Raw genomic sequence first — 16,613 nt, 5'->3', positions numbered from 1 at the left:
TCTAAAATACGATTATTTTATAAAATTGTACACACTGAACATCTGAACCTCCTTGCTGCTCTTTTGAAGGAACATCATTTTGTTGACATTCGGAACGTACTGAATCATATTTCCATCTGCAAAACCGTAGTTCTGGAAGAAATTTCTACCTTTATAATCGAGGCTTACTTCCTGAGGTTTCAGATTGGCGAAGTCAAAAACTTTCATAGAAAATCCTGTATTACCAAATGCTCCTTTAGGATAGAAAGCGGAAATATAAAGTTTATCTCCTGCTTCAACCACATGAATTCTTTTTCCGGTAGAAGTTCCTGCTGCTACGAATTGCTTTACTTCACCTTCTTTATTAAATTTGATCAGCATTCCCGCATCCAGAGAATATACAGGATCAGGGAAACGGTTCATTGCTGTAGGCATCGGTCTTGTCACCGTCTCCTGCTGAACAGCCATTAAAGTTTCATCCCCTTTTACAATCGTTTTGATGACTTTCACATCACTCATGTCTTTGCTTCCAGCCAGATTGGTATTGCTGATGACTGCTTTCCCAGACTTCATATCATAGTACATTACCGTTCCAAAAGTACTTGCTCCAATGGTAACCGCTGCATTTTTTCTTCCAAAAGTTACCAGGTAATCATTATCATTTTTACTGAATGCATATAATTTTTCAGGAATATATTTATCATCGAACGGAAGGTCTTTATCTTCCGTATTGGAAACCAGTTCCAGCTTGTAAGCTTCCTTCCAGCCTGTTGCTTTACGTAATAGAACGATTTTCGCCGAGTTAGTTAATGTCAAAGACTTTTCAACATAATCATTACTCAATGTTATTTCTTTGTTCCAGACCGGAGAAAGTGTTCTCAAATCCATTACCAGCACATCATTGACATTATCTGTCTTTTTATTCGCATATCTGTCATTGAAGATGGCTGCATATTTCCCGTTTTCTGAGAAAAGGACATAAGTAGTTCCTGATTTGTTGGTAGACTCGATGCTGTATTTTGCAATACTCTTTGTTGTAAAAGTACCTTCTTTTCTGCTGAAAACATGCTGGAAAACTTCTTTTCTGTTTTCTTTTCCGAAATACTCTTCCGTAAATGCTATAAATTTATCATCATCAATCTGTTGTGACCCCAGATAATTGTGAAGAACACCATTCGTTTTGTTAGCATAATCTTTCACATAAGTATCCACAAGACTTCCGTTCTGATCCAGTTTTCTCATCAGTAATTTCTTGTGAGGAAAAACATTTCTCATCAATCCGTCAATATTAATAGCACTGAACATATAAGAATTGTAGTCATCTGCCAGTACCAGTTTATCATCCGTTTCAAGATTGGCATCCACTGTGAATTTTGTTCCTTCTGTTACTTTCGACTGTGCAAAAGAGTACACAGAAGCGGTAATTAATGCCGAAGCAATAATCTGTTTAATCATATCGTTTTCTTTAGTTATTATAAATTTTTTCTTCCAATCTTTTCAGTTCAAGATTAGCATCGTAGGATAGTTTAATATCCACTAAATGCTCCTGTAACTCATTTAAATATTTCTCTGCTTCCTGATAGTTTCCTAAAGCAATATTCAATCTGATCAGGTTAAAATAAAGGTATTCTCCGATCTTCTGATTGTAAACTGCTTTCTTATCGTTGTAATTTACTTTTGTTAAAGCTGTTTTCCAGAGATCAATTCCTTTCTGCATATTCTCCATGGCAATTTTGTTCGGTGCATAATCCGATTTTGCCTGAAGTTTTTTCAGATTGGTGGTCACATAGATATACGCTTTCTCCAGATCATCATACTCTCCTTTGTTCTTCACAGTTGCCAAGGTCACGGTAGAATTGATGGTCTGATACCCAAAATTTTCATTGATAATATTTCTTGTACGGTCAATCGTTCTTTGCAGGAATCTTTTTTCCTGAGCATTCAGATTAATTTCATTAGTCGGAACGCTTGCTATTTCTGCAAAATCTGAGAAGTAGGTTTTATCGAGCTTTACTGTACCGCCTTGCTTCGCTGTGATTTTTGTAGGCTGGTTGGCAAAAGTTTTCCCCTGATTGTCCTGAAAATTTGTTCTTTCCATTTCAATGACAATATCAAGATAATTTCCACCTTTTGAAAAACCAGTCACATCAATTTGAGAAGCCAGAATTTTGTTATCTACAATTAAAGCATCCCTCAGATCAGGCTGCTGGTACACCGGCATTGGAGGAATATTAAGGATAGGTCTTGAAGGAAGCCTCAGTACAGGAGCTCCATTGGTTGCTGCAATTTTTTCAACAGCTGACAATTTGCTGTATTCTGCAGATTCAAGTTTGTATTTTTCCTGAAGTTTTTTTACTTCAGCATCATAGTCTTTTAATCTTTCCTGATGCTCATACTTGGCATTTTCAACATTAGTCTGGTAATTATCTACCTTTTTCTGGTGGTCTTCTTTTGAAATTCTGATGACATCATCTTTTGTAATATTGTAGGGAGACTTTACCGTAATCGTATAATTTCTGTTGGAAAGTTCCGTAGGAAAAACCGGCTCTTTTAAAAGCTGGAAACTGATTATTTCTTTATCAATTCGCTGAGCCTGGGAAAATTCGGAATAAAATAATGGTATTAAAAAAAGCAGTTTAAATTTATTCATGGATATTATAGTTTTCGGTGCAAATGTATAATAATTTTATGGACATTTTCTGATAATATTTTGTCCAGTTATTATCAAAACTGGTCACAAAAAAGGCAACCGCACGAGTGCAGCTGCCTACAGAAATTATTGACTCAAAAATTATTATTTTTTTAAGGCTTTTACTGTTGATTTTGAACCATCTTTAAAGTCTATCGTCAGCAAGTATAAACCGGCATTCAATTCCCCCAACTGAAGTTCGGCAGTGGGATTGTCAACAGTTTTCACTACTCTTCCCGCTACATCTGTAACTGTTATAGCCCTAACATTTTTTACATTATTAATATGAAGTGCATCTTTAAAAGGATTCGGATAAATATCTCCTTTTTTAAGACCATTTACTTCAGCGGTACTGAGTTGTGTATTTTTTTCTGCAGAAAAGGCAAAAAGATTCACAATACCATTACCTCCGCTTTTTGTCAGGGTTACACTTTTTACAGGTTTAGATTGGTTCGCCGTATCAATATTCAATGCAAACTGATATATTCTGGGATTAGAACTATCAGGTTCTAGATCATCATTACCCACAACAACCCTTCCCAGCCCCTGAACCGCATAATTGGCTCCGCCATACCAGTCAGCAATACTTATATTGGAAAATATCTGAGAAGTATTATCGGTGAATGTCACAGTAGCCGTTACAATAGCGCCGCCACTTCCGCTTGTAGCAAGCATATATAATTTTAAAGCTGTTGATGGAGTCACAAATTCAAGTGTTCCATATTCCCCGGTACTTTCCAGCCTCAGCGAATTATTGGAATTCAGAGCTCCCAACTGATAACTTAATCCGGGAGTCGAGGCTACTACAGAATTGAGAATACCATTAGCAGGTACACCAAAAGTTAGCGGCGGATCAGAACTCACAGCTTGAAAATCTGTTGCAACAAAAGCATAACCTTGCCCATCAATATCATTGGTAACAGAATCAGAAGCAGATCCGATACCATTAGCTATTACATCAGCGGTAAAGCCTGAGGAAACCGGCATGGTTTGATAATTCTGAGCCTGCATGGCAACGGTAGAAAATAAAGCAATACATGAAAGCTTTTCTAAAAATAGTTTTTTTTTCATAATGAGATGTTTTTTATGTTGAATCTAATCCAAAAATAAAAAACCAATACTTAAAAAGCTATTTCCCAAAACAATAAATAACATATCGACTTAAATTCTAAAAAATAGCTGCAAAAAAACTAAAATTATTAACACCAAAAAAAATAAGTAATGAATATTATTTACTTATTCTCAACAATAAATCTCTAAATAAAGAAATAATCTATCACTTAAAAATCGGAATATTAAAAAAAAGCAAGTTAAACTGATCACAAAAAGGCAGCCGCACGAATGCAGCTGCCTACAGAAATTATTAACTCAAAAAATTTTATTTTTTAATGGCTTTTACCGTTGATTTTGAACCATCCTTAAAGTTCATCGTCACTAAGTATAAACCGGCATTCAATTCCCCTAACTGAAGTTCATTAGTTGGATTGTCAATAGTTTTCACTACTCTTCCCGCTACATCTGTAACAGTTACAGATTTTACATTTTTGATATCTGCAACATGAAGCACATCTTTAAAAGGATTAGGATATACATTCACATCTTTTTTCTTCAGATTTGTTTCTGAAGTGGATAAAGAGGTAGCTACTTCAAAGTTAAAATCAATAAATTCTCCTCTTGAAATAGCAGAACAAGGGTTTGAAGGGGCTGTACTGTTATAATCAGTCACCACTCTCATTCTATAAGATCCAAGAGGTGTTCCTGCAGGGACTGTGATAGATCCCGACGTACTTGTAACATAAGTATTGGTTACAAACATTCTTTCTGAAGCTTCAAAAGTTAAATTATTATTCCAGTCTACCCAAACCCCAATTCCACATGTAGGACCACCGGCCGTAAAAGATACGGAAGTACTGGATCCCGGAGCATTGATTATTTTGTTACTGGTTGTTGTTAAATTCTGATATCCGCCTGCAACACTTGAACCGGATGAATAAGCCATATCTACAAGTCCTCCTGTAGAACTGAAGTCAGAAAGCCATGAATTCTGAGAAGTAGATGAAGGTAAGCAATACCCTGTTCTGAATGTAAGCACCTCACTCCAGATACTTTTATCAGCAGCACTGCATACAGATCTTACCCATACATAATAATTGGTATCAGAAGATAATGAACTTAATGGTGCAGAAGTCGTAGCAGAAGTTACAGAATTGGAAGCGTTCAAGACAGTAGATGCATCAGGTGCAGTATTCGTTGTACTGTAGTATACTTCGTATCCATTTGAAGGAACCGAAAGAGGAGCAGTCCAGCCAATTGTTGCAGAGTTCACTGTAAGATTGGATACCGCAACTGCAGTCGGCTCAAGGCAGGAAGGAATATCCTGAACGGTAATATTATCAATATAAATAGAACGTGAAGAACCTCCTAAACCGTGTTTAAATGCCAGTTGCAAATCAGAACCCGCAGGAATATTCACTGTATATTGTGCATGCGTAGTTGTAAGGGAAATAGGAGCTCCTATCTGTGTAAAGGATGCAGGATCCGCAGGGTTCGATAGTGTTCCCACCAATAAAGTATAATTACTACCTCCGGCTTTTGCATAGAATCTTACACGTTTGGTCCCGTCTGAAAGGTTTACCGCTGGAGGTGCAACCAACATCTGACTGCCTGTAGTCCCACTCGAGTTATTCATGTAGTAAGAATTAGGTGCTGAATAACTATTGGAGGTTGATACATAGCCATAACCCGAAAATGAAGGAGTTTCCAGGTATGCCCAGCAGCTTGGAGCATTGGTATTGGTGCTTGAACCTGTACTTGTCGTATCAAAGTTTTCTGTATAAGGAACCGTGAAAGTAGAACATGCCGTTTTAAATGTTCCTGCAAAAGACCATACACTCTGTCCCGTTACAGTATTACAGTTGGATCTCACCCAATAATAATAGGTTGTATTGGAATTAAGACTTCCTATTGTTGTACTTGTTCCTGTTACTCCCTGATAAGTAGGTGTTACCGTACTTGCCGGTATTGTGCTGGAAGTACTGTGGTACACATCATAACTGGCAGCACTGCCTGTCCATGAGACTAAAGCAGAATTGGCTGTGATTCCGGAAACGGCCTGCAATACAGGAGGCATACAATCCGAATAGGCATCTGCCGAAAAAGCAAAAATATTCGGTATACCTGAACCGCTTGCTTTGGTTACCGTTACGCTCTGTATTAGTTTTGCCTGGTTCGCAGCATCTATTGCCAGTTCAGCCTGATATAATCTTGGATTGGTTCCGCCCTCAGGAGAGGGGATATCATCACTGGCACCGGGAGTAGCCCCGGGCTTTTTAATCCTTCCTATTCCCTGGATGGCAAAACTAGGTCCATTATACCAGTCAGCAAGACTGATACCTGAAAACGTCTGCGAACTGCCATCGGTAAAATTCACCACTACATTTACCGTAGAAGTACCACTTCCACTTACAGCAAGCATGTACAATTTGGTTGCAGCTTTCGGTGATGTAAATGCCAGGGTTCCGTTATCATTAATTGCAGCCAGTCTTAAAGAGTTGTTCGCACTCAGACCGGCCAGTTGAAAACTCAGCCCCGGAGTAGTTCCCACTACAGAATTAATAACCCCATCAACAGGAATACCATAGGTAATAGCTGCACTTGTGGAGGTTAACTGAAAATCTTTAGCTACAAAAGCATAAGAAACTCCATCTACGTCATTGTTTGTAGTAATTGTGGAAGAACCGATGCCATTAGCAATCACATCAGCTGTAAAGCCTGAGGAAATGGGCATGGTTTGATAATTCTGAGCCATCATAGCCGTGGCCGAAAACAGAGCAATAGCAGGTATTACTCTAGAAAATAAATTTATTACCATTTTAATCACATTTGAGGCGAAATTTAAGAAAAATAATAACACGAAAATATTATTTTTAACATAATCATAAAGTTTATTTTAAATACATGAAAATTTAATATTAAACAATCAAATTTTAAAGACAACATAAAACGTATGAAACATCTTCTTATTGATTCTTAATTTTATTATTGAGAAATTAAATCCTATTTTTGTCATACAAATTTTTTGAACAATGCCGAATATTTCAAACAGAGCACTGCATATGCCGCCATCGCCGGTAAGAAAACTGGTTCCTTTTGCGTTACAAGCAAAACAAAAAGGAATAAAAGTATACCACCTTAATATCGGACAGCCTGATATTGAAACTCCGGAAACAGCTTTAAATGCTTTAAAGAACATCGATTTAAAAGTATTGGAATATGCTCTTTCTGAAGGTAATATAGAATACAGAAAGGCCCTTACTGAATATTATCATTCATTAGGCTTCTCAGATCTTACTCCTGATAACTTCATTGTTACCAACGGAGGTTCTGAAGCACTTAACTTTGCGATCTCTACTCTATGTGATGAAGGTGATGAAGTCATTATCCCAGAACCTTACTATGCCAACTACAATGGGTTCACCAGCACATTTGATGTGAATGTAGTAGCTGTACCTTCTACAATTGATACTGGTTTTGCTTTGCCGCCTGTTGAAGAATTTGAGAAAAAAATTACAGAAAAAACAAGAGCGATCATCATCTGTAACCCTGGTAACCCTACCGGATATCTTTATACCCGTGAGGAACTTCAGAAACTGGCAGAAATCGCTTTGAAATATGATATCGTCATCATTTCTGATGAAGTATACAGAGAATACGTATACGATGGAAAGCAGCAGATCTCAATGCTCGATTTCCCTGAATTAGCTGAAAACTGTATCATTATTGACTCTGAATCCAAGCGTTACTCTATGTGTGGAGTAAGAATCGGATGTATGGTGACACGTTCCAACAAGATCCGTAATGCGGCGATGCTTTTTGCACAGGCAAGATTAAGCCCGGTTCTTTTAGGACAGATTGCAGCAACGGCAGCACACCAGAACGACGGCCCCTACATCAGAGCAGTAAGAGAAGAATATACCCACAGAAGAAATGTACTGGTAGATCTTTTAAACGCTATTCCTGGTGTGATCTGCCCTAAACCAAGAGGAGCTTTCTACTGTGTTGCAGAACTTCCGGTAGACGATACTGAAAAATTTGCCCAGTGGCTACTTGAAAAATATTCTCTTAATAACGAAACCATCATGGTGGCGCCTGCAGGAGGATTCTACAGCGATCCTGAATTAGGTAAGAAACAGGTAAGAATTGCCTACGTACTGAAAGAAGAAGATTTAAAAAGAAGTGCTGAAATTCTTAAAGAAGCTTTAAAGAAGTACAGAGAAGAATTCAGTCTGTAAAAATATATTGATGCCGACAACAAAAAAACTCCATCTGAAAATCCTGTTTTCGATCCTTTTGCTGTCGGCATTTTTTTCCTGTGATTCCAAAAAGACAGAGCCATCTGTTTCTCAAAAAAATCCACATGAGATTACATTCATCAGCGTATCCGACATCGGAGGACATCTGGGAAACTACAGAATTGTGAAGGCCACAAAAGATTCTGTTTTTGCAGAACAAGGGATGACAGCCAATCAAACCCATAAATCATGGGTATCTGCTATGAATTCCGAAACCTGGAAAAAGCTGGTATCAACAATCAATATTGTAGATCTTGATCATATCAAAAGTTCTCCAAGCCAACAGTCTGTAGACGGAACAGATGAAACCTTCCAGATCCGGACTCCCAAAAAATCACATATCTATGTGAATGCTTATGCAGATACTTTACATTACAAGCAATTACAGCAACTTAAAGAACAACTAAACAAAATTCTCCCCAAAGAATACCAATAAAAACATGCAGGAAAATTTTTCACTACGACCTTACAACACATTTGGTGTTGAAGCCAAAGCCCGTTATTTTACGGAAGTTAATACTATTGATGAATTAAAAGAGGCACTTATTTTCGCGAAAAACCAAAATCTTCAGCTTCTGTTCCTGGGAGGCGGAAGCAATATTCTTCTTACCAAAGATTTCGATGGTCTTGCTATCAGACTTAATTTAAGAGGTATTTTCGAAGAAATCATCAATGAAAATGAGGTATGGGTAACCGCAAAAGCAGGTGAAAACTGGCATGAATTTGTAATGTACTGCCTGCAAAAAAATTATGGAGGACTTGAAAATCTTTCTTTAATTCCGGGAAATGTTGGAACTTCTCCGATGCAGAATATCGGAGCTTACGGAACAGAAATTAAAGATATTTTTGTAAGCTGTGATGTATTGGACCTGGAGAATCTTGAATTGAGAACTTTCAATCTCGAACAATGCAGGTTCGGATACAGGGATTCTATTTTCAAACAGGAAGGAAAAGGCAGATATGTTATTCTGGAAGTTACTTTTAAACTGACTCAAAAAGATCACCATATCAAAACCGAATATGGAGCAATTCAATCTGAACTCGAAAATCTTGGCATTGAAAATCCAACCATTCAGGATGTTTCAAAAGCAGTGATCAATATCCGTCAAAGCAAATTACCGGATCCTAAAGAAATTGGAAATGCCGGAAGTTTTTTCAAGAACCCAACCATTCCTTTAGCTCAGTTTGAAGCATTAAAACAAAAATTTGAAAATATTCAGGGTTACCCGAATGGAGATGGGGTAAAAGTTCCTGCCGGATGGCTGATTGAACAATGCGGATGGAAAGGAAAACAAATCGGAAATGCAGCTTCACACAAACTGCAATCTCTGGTGATCATCAATGCAACCGGGAGTGCTACAGGAAAAGAAATTTTTGATTTTTCTACAGAGATCATTAATTCTGTAAAGGAAAAGTTTGGGATAGAACTTGAACGGGAAGTGAATATTATTTAATCTAAAAATATATAAAGGCTGATTTGTATGAATTCAGTCTTTTTTTATTACTTATTATCTGTAACTGTTGGATGAACGCAAAGTCGCAAGGATCTTTTATTTTTCTTTGTTATTATTTTAAGGCGCAAGGATTTTATCTTCGATAACATTTAATGCTGTACGATCTTTGTGCTACAAAAAGATTAACCTTATTTCATTCTCACCCTTGCTGAAAATCTCGATTTTCTCGCGTCTTAAAAACGGCATATTATTCAAAATCTTTAAGCCTTTGCGCTCACCCAACAAAAATTAATTCAGAATCATTTCATATCTAGTCTCCGGAAAATCATTATTTTAGCTTAAAAATTACTAGTTGTGATGAAAATAGCTATTCTTGGTGCCGGAAATATGGGGCTTTCTTTTTCGAAATCATTCTTAAAATACGAACTGATCAAACCTGAACATCTGCATCTTATTATCAGAAGCCAGGAAAAAATCTCCAAAATAGCTGACGAATTTCCCAAATCCAAAATCTCCACTTTCGAAGAGGTAAAAGATATTGATGCTGATTTAATCATCATTGCAGTAAAGCCTCAGGATTTTCAGGCGGTTGCCCACAACATTCAATTTACTTTCAAGGAAAACCAGATGGTCTTATCCATCATGGCAGGGATTAATATTGAAAAAATCCAAAAATTGCTAAATCATCCGCTTGTGGTAAGAGCAATGCCGAACTCTCCTACCCTTCTGGGAATGGGAATCACAGGGTATACTGCTGCCAACGGAATTTCTTTCAGCCAGTTAATCAATATTGAAAGATTATTAAACAGCACAGGAAGATCGGTTTATCTGGAGGATGAGGAACTTCTGGATGGTGTCACTGCCCTTTCAGGAAGCGGCCCTGCCTATTTTTATTATATTATTGATGCTATGATTAAAGCCGGCATTGAAATGGGAATTGAAGAAAACCTTTCCAAACTTTTTGTAAAACAGACGATGCTGGGAGCTTATCATCTGATCAATAATTCGGAAAAAAATCTTGAGGAACTGATTAAAGATGTTGCATCCAAAGGAGGAACTACTGAAGCTGCTTTAAAAACATTTGAAGAAAACAGTTTCAAAGAAATTCTGAAGCAGGGAATTCTGAACGCTGAAAAGCGTGCAAAGGAACTTAATAATTAAGTTTCCTATCCAAAAATCTGCGTAGCAACCAACCAATATATACCCCGAAAGTATTCAGGAGGATATCATCTACCTCAAATATTCCCATTCTGGTAAAATATTGAAGCGCTTCCACAATAACAATACATGAAATAAAACCAAATATCAGGGGTTTCAGCTTTTTCAGTCCGGGAATTACCCAGCCCATAAACCCAAAAGGAATAAACATCATAATATTACCCAAGACAATTGTTACTATATCTATAGTTTTATTGGGTCCCTGGATAAATTTGATGGTAGAAAAAACTGGTTCTACGGTGATGAGATTTTCCTCATACTGAAATCTGCCCATTCCCAAAAACATCAGATAGAGCAGAAACAGAGTATACGGAACAATTATGATTGTATAAATTTTCTTTAACATCGAACTGCTAATATATTCATTTCAAAAACATTAAATTTGTGTATTAAAATAATTTAATGAAATACGTTCTACTTACACTTATTTCAGCAATGCTGCTGTCGGTTTCATGGCCAACTTATGGGGTTCCGTTTTTTATATTTTTTGCTCTTGTTCCTCTTCTGATGATGGAACATGGCATTTCAAAATTTTCTGATTATAAAAGGAAAAGCTGGGTGGTCTTCGGATTATCTTACCTATGCTTTGTCATCTGGAACGTAGTCACTACAGGATGGCTGTATGGTTCAAAGAATCCGGATGGAAGCCACTCACTGATGGCTGTTTTATTCCCTGTATTAGTCAATTCTCTTTTATATTCTCTGGTATTCCAATGTTATCACTGGTACAAAAATGCTCAGGGAACGTATTGGGGATTAGGCTTTTTAATTGCCATCTGGATGAGTTTTGAAAAATTTCATTTAGGATGGGAACTGACATGGCCGTGGCTGAACCTGGGGAATGTATTTTCAGACTATCCCAAACTGATCCAGTGGTATGATACTTTGGGAGCAACCGGAGGAAGCTTCTGGATTCTGGTCATCAATGTTCTGATTTTTTATACTGTAAGAACATGGGAAGCCGGAAGAAAGAGAAAAGACCTGATCAAAAACTCCGCTATTGTTGCTGCTTTAATTGTTCTGCCGATGATTATTTCAATAATCAGATACAACAATTTTGATGAAAAGCCAATCGGACAGGTTAATGTTCTGATGCTTCAGCCGGATCTTGATCCTTATGCTGAAAAATACTCCAAAGATAGCCTGACTATAGAACAGGATTTATTAGCGCTTGCTGAAAAAAACTCAACCGGTAAGATTGATTATTATATCGCCCCGGAAACCGCTCTTCCGGGAAGAGGATCTATTTCCGAAACAGGTTTTGAAAAGAGTTTACTTCTTAATAATATCAAAGGATTTTTATCCGGTCACCCGGAATCTGTTTTTGCTACAGGAATTTCTTCACACCGATTCTTTTATAATCCTACCGACTTACCTAAAGAAGCTTACCAGATTAACAGCGGTGTTTGGGTGAGCAGTTATAATACTGCCATTCAACTGGTGCCTAACCAAAAAGTACAAGCTTATCACAAAGGAAAACTGGTGCCAGGTGTTGAAATATTCCCTTATATGAATGTTTTGAAACCATTATTGGGAGATGCCATGCTGAATCTTGGAGGTACTGTAGCTTCTCTGGGAACAGACAAAGAACGAGTTGCCTTTGCAAATCCTTACAACAAAGGAAAACTAGCGCCTATCATTTGCTATGAAAGTATTTATGGTGAATTTGTAACAGACTATGTAAAAAAAGGAGCTAACTTTTTAGGTATTATGACCAATGACTCATGGTGGGGCGTTACCGAAGGGCACAAACAGCTTTTATCTTATGCTAAACTGAGGGCTATTGAAACAAGAAGAGAAATCGCCCGTGCAGCGAACAGCGGAATTTCAGCGCATATCAATGCTAAAGGAGAGATAACAGCCGATACTTTCTATGGTGACCAGACAGCCTTATTCGCAAAGGTAAACCTGTATGATACAATGACATTTTATACAAGAGCAGGAGACCTTCTTTCAAGGTTTTCCATATTTGCGTTAGGATTCCTATTGTTCTACTATCTGATTGAATGGTTCAAAAAGAAAACAAAGAAAGCGTAATCCGAAGATTAAGTAAATTTATTAGATAGAGATAAAATGAAAGAAAAAATATTCAGATACAGATATTCTCTCATTTTTCTGGTGTATTGTCTTGCAGTATACTTTTTAAGTAAAAATGCCAGTCTTGTATTTGAATGGAAGGTAATCATGGAAGATTTTTCCGTCTATCATGATTATTATTACCTAGGCAAACCTTCGGCTTATATGCCGCCTTTATATCCTTATTATTTACTTTTAATAGAAAGTATTGTTAAGACACCAAAGTGGGTTATGATTTCATGTGTTCTGCAGTCTGTCATTTTATTTTTCTCGGTTTTATTACTTGTTGTGTCTTTTGAAGAAAATGCGATAAAAAAAAACAGGTATTTCTTTGCTTTTGTGGGTGTTATTTTTTTTCCGCCTATTCTTTTAGGCGCTACAAAAATCAGTTCATTTGCTCTTACACTATCTGTATTCAGCATTTTCTTTGCGTTGGTATTGAAATTATCACAGAAGGTCAATGTAAAAAATATAATATTAATTTCAATATTTTCAATAGCCGGGCTGTATCTCCGGTTTGAATTTCTGTTTTTAATGATCAGCTCAGCAATTATGCTGATCGGATATAAAAAAATAAAATATTACAACCTTCTGCTTGTGTTTGTATTTATTTTCATTACCTATCTTCCATGGTGTATAAGAAACTATGAAAAAACAGGAGTATTCCATTATTCAACTTCTCTCAATTATAATTTCGCAAAGGGGAATAATGAAAAATATGATATTTTCTCAAGTGAAAACCTGCCGTATGATCCGGCAAAAAAAATGATATTAACCGATGAATATCTCCGTCAGAATTTCACAGATGAGAAACAAATAGATCAATATCTGCAACAGCTCAACAAAAATTTCATTTCGGAGCATCCGGAACTGTTTATTAAAAACAGTTTAAAAAAAATAGGAATCAATTTTTTAAATTATTATCCAGGAAACTATAATTTCCCAAGCGTTTACATAATGTATCTGTACTCTGTTATTTTACTCGTTTTTAATTTGCTTTTAATTTACACAATTATTCAAAAGCTAAGATTAAGATTCACATTTGATGCTGCATTTCCCGGAGTTATTTTCATTTTCTATTTATTGTTTTATTCTGTAGCACCGTTACCAAGATATTTCCTGTTATATTTCCCGCTATTTTTCCTTTTTGTATTTCAGAATTTGAATGATAAACTCTATTTATATTTGTTGAAACTCAAAAAGACAAATGGATAAAAAAGAGAAAAGCCAGCTGGACGTCTGGCTTTTCTCATTGATAGAAGATAGAATTGATTCAATTACTTAATCGTAAGTTTCCTGGTGGTTATTTCGTTTTTTATCTTCAGTTTTAATACATAGATTCCTTTTGGTAAATGAGCAACATCAATAGACTGATCTCCATTGATACTGATATTCAGTTTTCTTCCGTCCATCGAATACATTTCAACTTCTGAAACTTTTTCTCCTTTTATATAGACTTTATCTGACACAGGGTTCGGATAGATAACAAGCTGCTTTTCAGATTTGATTTCCGCTGTTCCCAAAACACTTTGGGCAGAAGCGTCAGAATATACTTTTGCAGCATCAATTGATTTCACGCTCCAGTATACATTCTGAACAGCCTGATCAAGCTCAAGGAACCATGATGGTGTCGTTACCACATATTTGGCAATATCATGAGCTCCCTGCGTAGTTCCTACCGAGATCTCATAACGTAATGCACTCATCGGAGTTTTATCATCAGAAGCACCACTCCATGTAAAATTGAAACGGTTTCCGTTTTTAGTCAGATTCAGTTGCGTTGGTGCTGTAGGTTTGGCATTTGCTTCTGCAGCATTATTTTTAAATACTTTAGTCAGTGAAGGCAGATCTGAAGCAGACCAGTCGAATCCACCCAATAAGATGTCAGGATGATGATCATTATTAAAATCAAAAAGCTGCACCAGCCCTGGCCCTCCAAGGGCAGTAATACCATTTAGAGTTCCTTCATTGAATTTATGATTGGAAACATCATAGATATAGGTTTTCACTACAGCATTATAATTTTCATTTCCTGAAATAATAAAGTCGTAATAGCCGTCATTATTTAAATCTCCGACACTTAATGCAACATCAGAAATATCGCCTGCTTGAATTATATGAGGAGTTAATGCTCCGGTACCATCATTCATTAAAACAGCAGAATAGGCATCATCATTGGCATCTCTCCCAATTACCACGATATCCTGAAAGCCATCAGCATTAAAATCTGCAAAATCTATTTTTCCCACTGCAACAGGCGCAAGATCCTGTGTAGGAGTCAGAACTCCAGCCTGGTTCATATATACTTTGGATACCGCATCTCCGTTGATGTCTGATCCGATAATCACAAGATCCAGCAGGTTGTCGTTATTAAGGTCTACTACTTTAAAACTTCCACTCTGAGTTCCATCTATCCAATTTTCCGTAAGATCAAAACCAGTCCCTGTATTTTTATAATAATCCAGACTGTTTCCGAAGCCTCCTCCATGAGCATATTGAGTTCCATTAAGAGCATAATCAGGCTTTCCGTCATGATTAAAATCAAAAACTTCCAGGGATCCGTAAATTTTTCCCGGCAGTTCTGCTTCTTTTATAAATCCTGTCCCGGTATTTTTGAATCGGTATTGTTTATAATTAACAACATCCATATAGCTGAGCCCTGTAGAAACAATATCCATTAGGCCGTCATTATTATAATCAATGAATTTAATATCTCCAAGATGGGTTACATCAGCTCCCAACCCTGCAAACGGTAACAATGTTGTTCCATTGTTCTGATATACTTCATTATACGTACTGTCCACATTTCCATCGCCATCAGTATCTATTGCTCCGTTAAGTACAATATCCAGCGTACCGTTGTTATCTATATCTGCAATATCAGCTGCAGAATAATAAAAATTATTCATGCCGGTCTGAATCTCAGTAAAGTTCTGAGCCATGATACTGACAGGCAGCATAGAGCATAAAATATAAATCCTTTTCATAATTGTTTTTATTTAGATTAATTAAAAACAAAGATAGAATATTAAATTTTCCGGGTGAAAAAAAGGCTGTATGAAATATATCAGCACTGATTATCTGCTGCATCCCAAGGATTCTGCTATTTTAAAAATTCAATATTATTAATCAGCCACTTATTTGCAAATATTTTCCAAAAGATTTGTCTATCTAAAAAATTCTTCGTTATTTTGCACTCTCAAATATTATACAAATAAGAACATCGAGATATGTCAAGAATTTGCCAAATAACAGGAAAGCGTGCAATGGTTGGTAACAACGTTTCTCACGCTAATAACAAAACGAAGCGTCGTTTTGAAATTAACTTATTAGAGAAGAAGTTTTACCTTCCGGAGCAAGATAAGCACGTTACACTGAAAGTATCAGCTCATGGATTGAGAGTGATTAACAAGATTGGAATCGAGGAAGCTATTGAAAGAGCTACTAGAAACGGATTGATTAAAAAGAATTAATAAATCATGGCAAAAAAAGGAAACAGAGTTCAAGTAATCCTTGAATGTACAGAGCACAAAGAAAGTGGTATGCCAGGAATGTCAAGATACATTTCTACAAAAAATAAAAAGAACACTACAGAAAGATTGGAATTGAAAAAATACAATCCTGTTCTTAAGAGATCTACCATTCACAAAGAAATTAAGTAATTTATAAATAATAACTTACCATGGCAAAGAAAGTAGTAGCAACCCTACAAAGCGGTCAGTCTAAGAAGATGACTAAAGTGGTGAAAATGGTTAAGTCTTCTAAATCAGGAGCTTACGTTTTCGAAGAAAAAGTAATGAATGCTGATGAAGTAGATGGTTATTTAAAAAAATAATCAGTACTTTG

Annotated in this window: 15 protein-coding genes; 9 read left to right on the top strand and 6 right to left on the bottom strand. The window is 36.5% G+C overall.

The genetic code is table 11. The annotated features are described in order from the left end of the window. Positions 1–12 precede the first annotated feature (12 nt). The 4 genes from AB1278_RS05060 to AB1278_RS05045 all read right to left on the bottom strand — a co-directional run bounded on the left by AB1278_RS05060 (position 13) and on the right by AB1278_RS05045 (position 6,539). Positions 13–1,434 carry a hypothetical protein gene (locus AB1278_RS05060; protein WP_202841208.1) on the bottom strand — a complete coding sequence of 474 codons (1,422 nt, stop codon included), beginning with the start codon at positions 1,432–1,434 and terminating at the stop codon, positions 13–15. A gap of 10 nt (positions 1,435–1,444) precedes the next feature. Then, positions 1,445–2,629, bottom strand: coding sequence for a hypothetical protein (locus AB1278_RS05055; protein ID WP_429812808.1), 1,185 nt, complete (start codon positions 2,627–2,629; stop codon positions 1,445–1,447). Between the two features lie 144 nt (positions 2,630–2,773). Then, positions 2,774–3,739 carry a T9SS type A sorting domain-containing protein gene (locus tag AB1278_RS05050; RefSeq protein ID WP_429812805.1) on the bottom strand — a complete coding sequence of 322 codons (966 nt, stop codon included), beginning with the start codon at positions 3,737–3,739 and terminating at the stop codon, positions 2,774–2,776. A gap of 307 nt (positions 3,740–4,046) precedes the next feature. Then, the gene (locus AB1278_RS05045) at positions 4,047–6,539 is read right to left on the bottom strand and encodes a GEVED domain-containing protein (RefSeq protein WP_202841213.1); all 2,493 of its coding nucleotides are present in this window, start codon (positions 6,537–6,539) and stop codon (positions 4,047–4,049) included. Positions 6,540–6,753: 214 nt separating this feature from the next. Here AB1278_RS05045 and AB1278_RS05040 point away from each other — a divergent pair, with 214 nt between their 5' ends. The 4 genes from AB1278_RS05040 (at position 6,754) to proC (ending at position 10,634) form a co-directional block, all read left to right on the top strand. Continuing rightward, on the top strand, positions 6,754–7,959 hold the full coding sequence (locus tag AB1278_RS05040) for a pyridoxal phosphate-dependent aminotransferase (RefSeq protein ID WP_110008033.1): 1,206 nt from the start codon (positions 6,754–6,756) through the stop codon (positions 7,957–7,959). A 10-nt stretch (positions 7,960–7,969) separates the two neighbouring features. Beyond that, positions 7,970–8,455, top strand: a complete 486-nt coding sequence (locus AB1278_RS05035) for a hypothetical protein (protein ID WP_202841214.1) — start codon at positions 7,970–7,972, stop codon at positions 8,453–8,455. A gap of 4 nt (positions 8,456–8,459) precedes the next feature. Beyond that, on the top strand, positions 8,460–9,473 hold the full coding sequence (gene murB, locus AB1278_RS05030) for a UDP-N-acetylmuramate dehydrogenase (protein ID WP_202841215.1): 1,014 nt from the start codon (positions 8,460–8,462) through the stop codon (positions 9,471–9,473). A gap of 357 nt (positions 9,474–9,830) precedes the next feature. Beyond that, entirely contained in the window at positions 9,831–10,634 is an 804-nt protein-coding gene (gene proC / locus AB1278_RS05025; RefSeq protein WP_202841216.1) for a pyrroline-5-carboxylate reductase, read from the top strand. Here the strand turns inward: proC and AB1278_RS05020 are convergent. Further along, positions 10,624–11,037 (bottom strand): VanZ family protein, encoded by a 414-nt coding sequence (locus AB1278_RS05020; protein ID WP_429812799.1) that lies wholly within the window; start codon positions 11,035–11,037, stop codon positions 10,624–10,626. The genes proC and AB1278_RS05020 overlap by 11 nt on opposite strands. Positions 11,038–11,093: 56 nt before the next feature. Between AB1278_RS05020 and lnt the strand changes: the two genes are divergently transcribed. Continuing rightward, the gene (gene lnt / locus AB1278_RS05015) at positions 11,094–12,728 is read left to right on the top strand and encodes an apolipoprotein N-acyltransferase (protein ID WP_202841218.1); all 1,635 of its coding nucleotides are present in this window, start codon (positions 11,094–11,096) and stop codon (positions 12,726–12,728) included. Positions 12,729–12,764: 36 nt separating this feature from the next. Further along, entirely contained in the window at positions 12,765–13,982 is a 1,218-nt protein-coding gene (locus AB1278_RS05010; protein ID WP_343641886.1) for a hypothetical protein, read from the top strand. Positions 13,983–14,044: 62 nt separating this feature from the next. Here AB1278_RS05010 and AB1278_RS05005 read toward each other — a convergent pair whose 3' ends face one another. Beyond that, positions 14,045–15,754, bottom strand: a complete 1,710-nt coding sequence (locus AB1278_RS05005) for a T9SS type A sorting domain-containing protein (protein ID WP_429812796.1) — start codon at positions 15,752–15,754, stop codon at positions 14,045–14,047. A 243-nt stretch (positions 15,755–15,997) separates the two neighbouring features. On the opposite strand from AB1278_RS05005, the gene rpmB reads away from it, so the two are divergent. Genes rpmB through AB1278_RS04990 form a run of 3 tightly spaced genes read left to right on the top strand, consistent with a single transcriptional unit; the run spans position 15,998 to position 16,602 of the window. Further along, positions 15,998–16,240: a 50S ribosomal protein L28 gene (rpmB, locus tag AB1278_RS05000; protein WP_002976757.1), complete on the top strand. Its 243-nt coding sequence runs from the start codon at positions 15,998–16,000 to the stop codon at positions 16,238–16,240. Between the two features lie 6 nt (positions 16,241–16,246). Continuing rightward, positions 16,247–16,429, top strand: coding sequence for a 50S ribosomal protein L33 (gene rpmG / locus AB1278_RS04995; RefSeq protein WP_002976756.1), 183 nt, complete (start codon positions 16,247–16,249; stop codon positions 16,427–16,429). A 20-nt stretch (positions 16,430–16,449) separates the two neighbouring features. Further along, complete coding sequence (locus tag AB1278_RS04990) at positions 16,450–16,602, top strand: DUF4295 domain-containing protein (RefSeq protein ID WP_002976755.1); 153 nt, start codon at positions 16,450–16,452, stop codon at positions 16,600–16,602. Positions 16,603–16,613: the final 11 nt, after the last annotated feature.

Source organism: Chryseobacterium sp. NRRL B-14798 (assembly GCF_050470705.1).
In the GTDB taxonomy this organism is placed as follows: domain Bacteria; phylum Bacteroidota; class Bacteroidia; order Flavobacteriales; family Weeksellaceae; genus Chryseobacterium; species Chryseobacterium cupriresistens.
Note: the sequence above shows the minus strand (reverse complement) of the source record. Positions and strands in the feature narration are given on the sequence as shown.

Bases quoted from the DNA above. Each gene is read 5' to 3' on its own strand.
- rpmB (WP_002976757.1), top strand. From the start codon at position 15,998: ATGTCAAGAATTTGCCAAATAACAGGAAAGCGTGCAATGGTTGGTAAC.
- AB1278_RS05010 (WP_343641886.1), top strand. From the start codon at position 12,765: ATGAAAGAAAAAATATTCAGATACAGATATTCTCTCATTTTTCTGGTG.
- AB1278_RS05040 (WP_110008033.1), top strand. From the start codon at position 6,754: ATGCCGAATATTTCAAACAGAGCACTGCATATGCCGCCATCGCCGGTA.
- murB (WP_202841215.1), top strand. From the start codon at position 8,460: ATGCAGGAAAATTTTTCACTACGACCTTACAACACATTTGGTGTTGAA.
- AB1278_RS05060 (WP_202841208.1), bottom strand. From the start codon at position 1,434: ATGATTAAACAGATTATTGCTTCGGCATTAATTACCGCTTCTGTGTAC.
- AB1278_RS05055 (WP_429812808.1), bottom strand. From the start codon at position 2,629: ATGAATAAATTTAAACTGCTTTTTTTAATACCATTATTTTATTCCGAA.
- AB1278_RS05020 (WP_429812799.1), bottom strand. From the start codon at position 11,037: ATGTTAAAGAAAATTTATACAATCATAATTGTTCCGTATACTCTGTTT.
- rpmG (WP_002976756.1), top strand. From the start codon at position 16,247: ATGGCAAAAAAAGGAAACAGAGTTCAAGTAATCCTTGAATGTACAGAG.
- AB1278_RS05050 (WP_429812805.1), bottom strand. From the start codon at position 3,739: ATGAAAAAAAAACTATTTTTAGAAAAGCTTTCATGTATTGCTTTATTT.
- AB1278_RS05045 (WP_202841213.1), bottom strand. From the start codon at position 6,539: ATGGTAATAAATTTATTTTCTAGAGTAATACCTGCTATTGCTCTGTTT.
- proC (WP_202841216.1), top strand. From the start codon at position 9,831: ATGAAAATAGCTATTCTTGGTGCCGGAAATATGGGGCTTTCTTTTTCG.
- AB1278_RS05035 (WP_202841214.1), top strand. From the start codon at position 7,970: ATGCCGACAACAAAAAAACTCCATCTGAAAATCCTGTTTTCGATCCTT.
- AB1278_RS05005 (WP_429812796.1), bottom strand. From the start codon at position 15,754: ATGAAAAGGATTTATATTTTATGCTCTATGCTGCCTGTCAGTATCATG.
- lnt (WP_202841218.1), top strand. From the start codon at position 11,094: ATGAAATACGTTCTACTTACACTTATTTCAGCAATGCTGCTGTCGGTT.
- AB1278_RS04990 (WP_002976755.1), top strand. From the start codon at position 16,450: ATGGCAAAGAAAGTAGTAGCAACCCTACAAAGCGGTCAGTCTAAGAAG.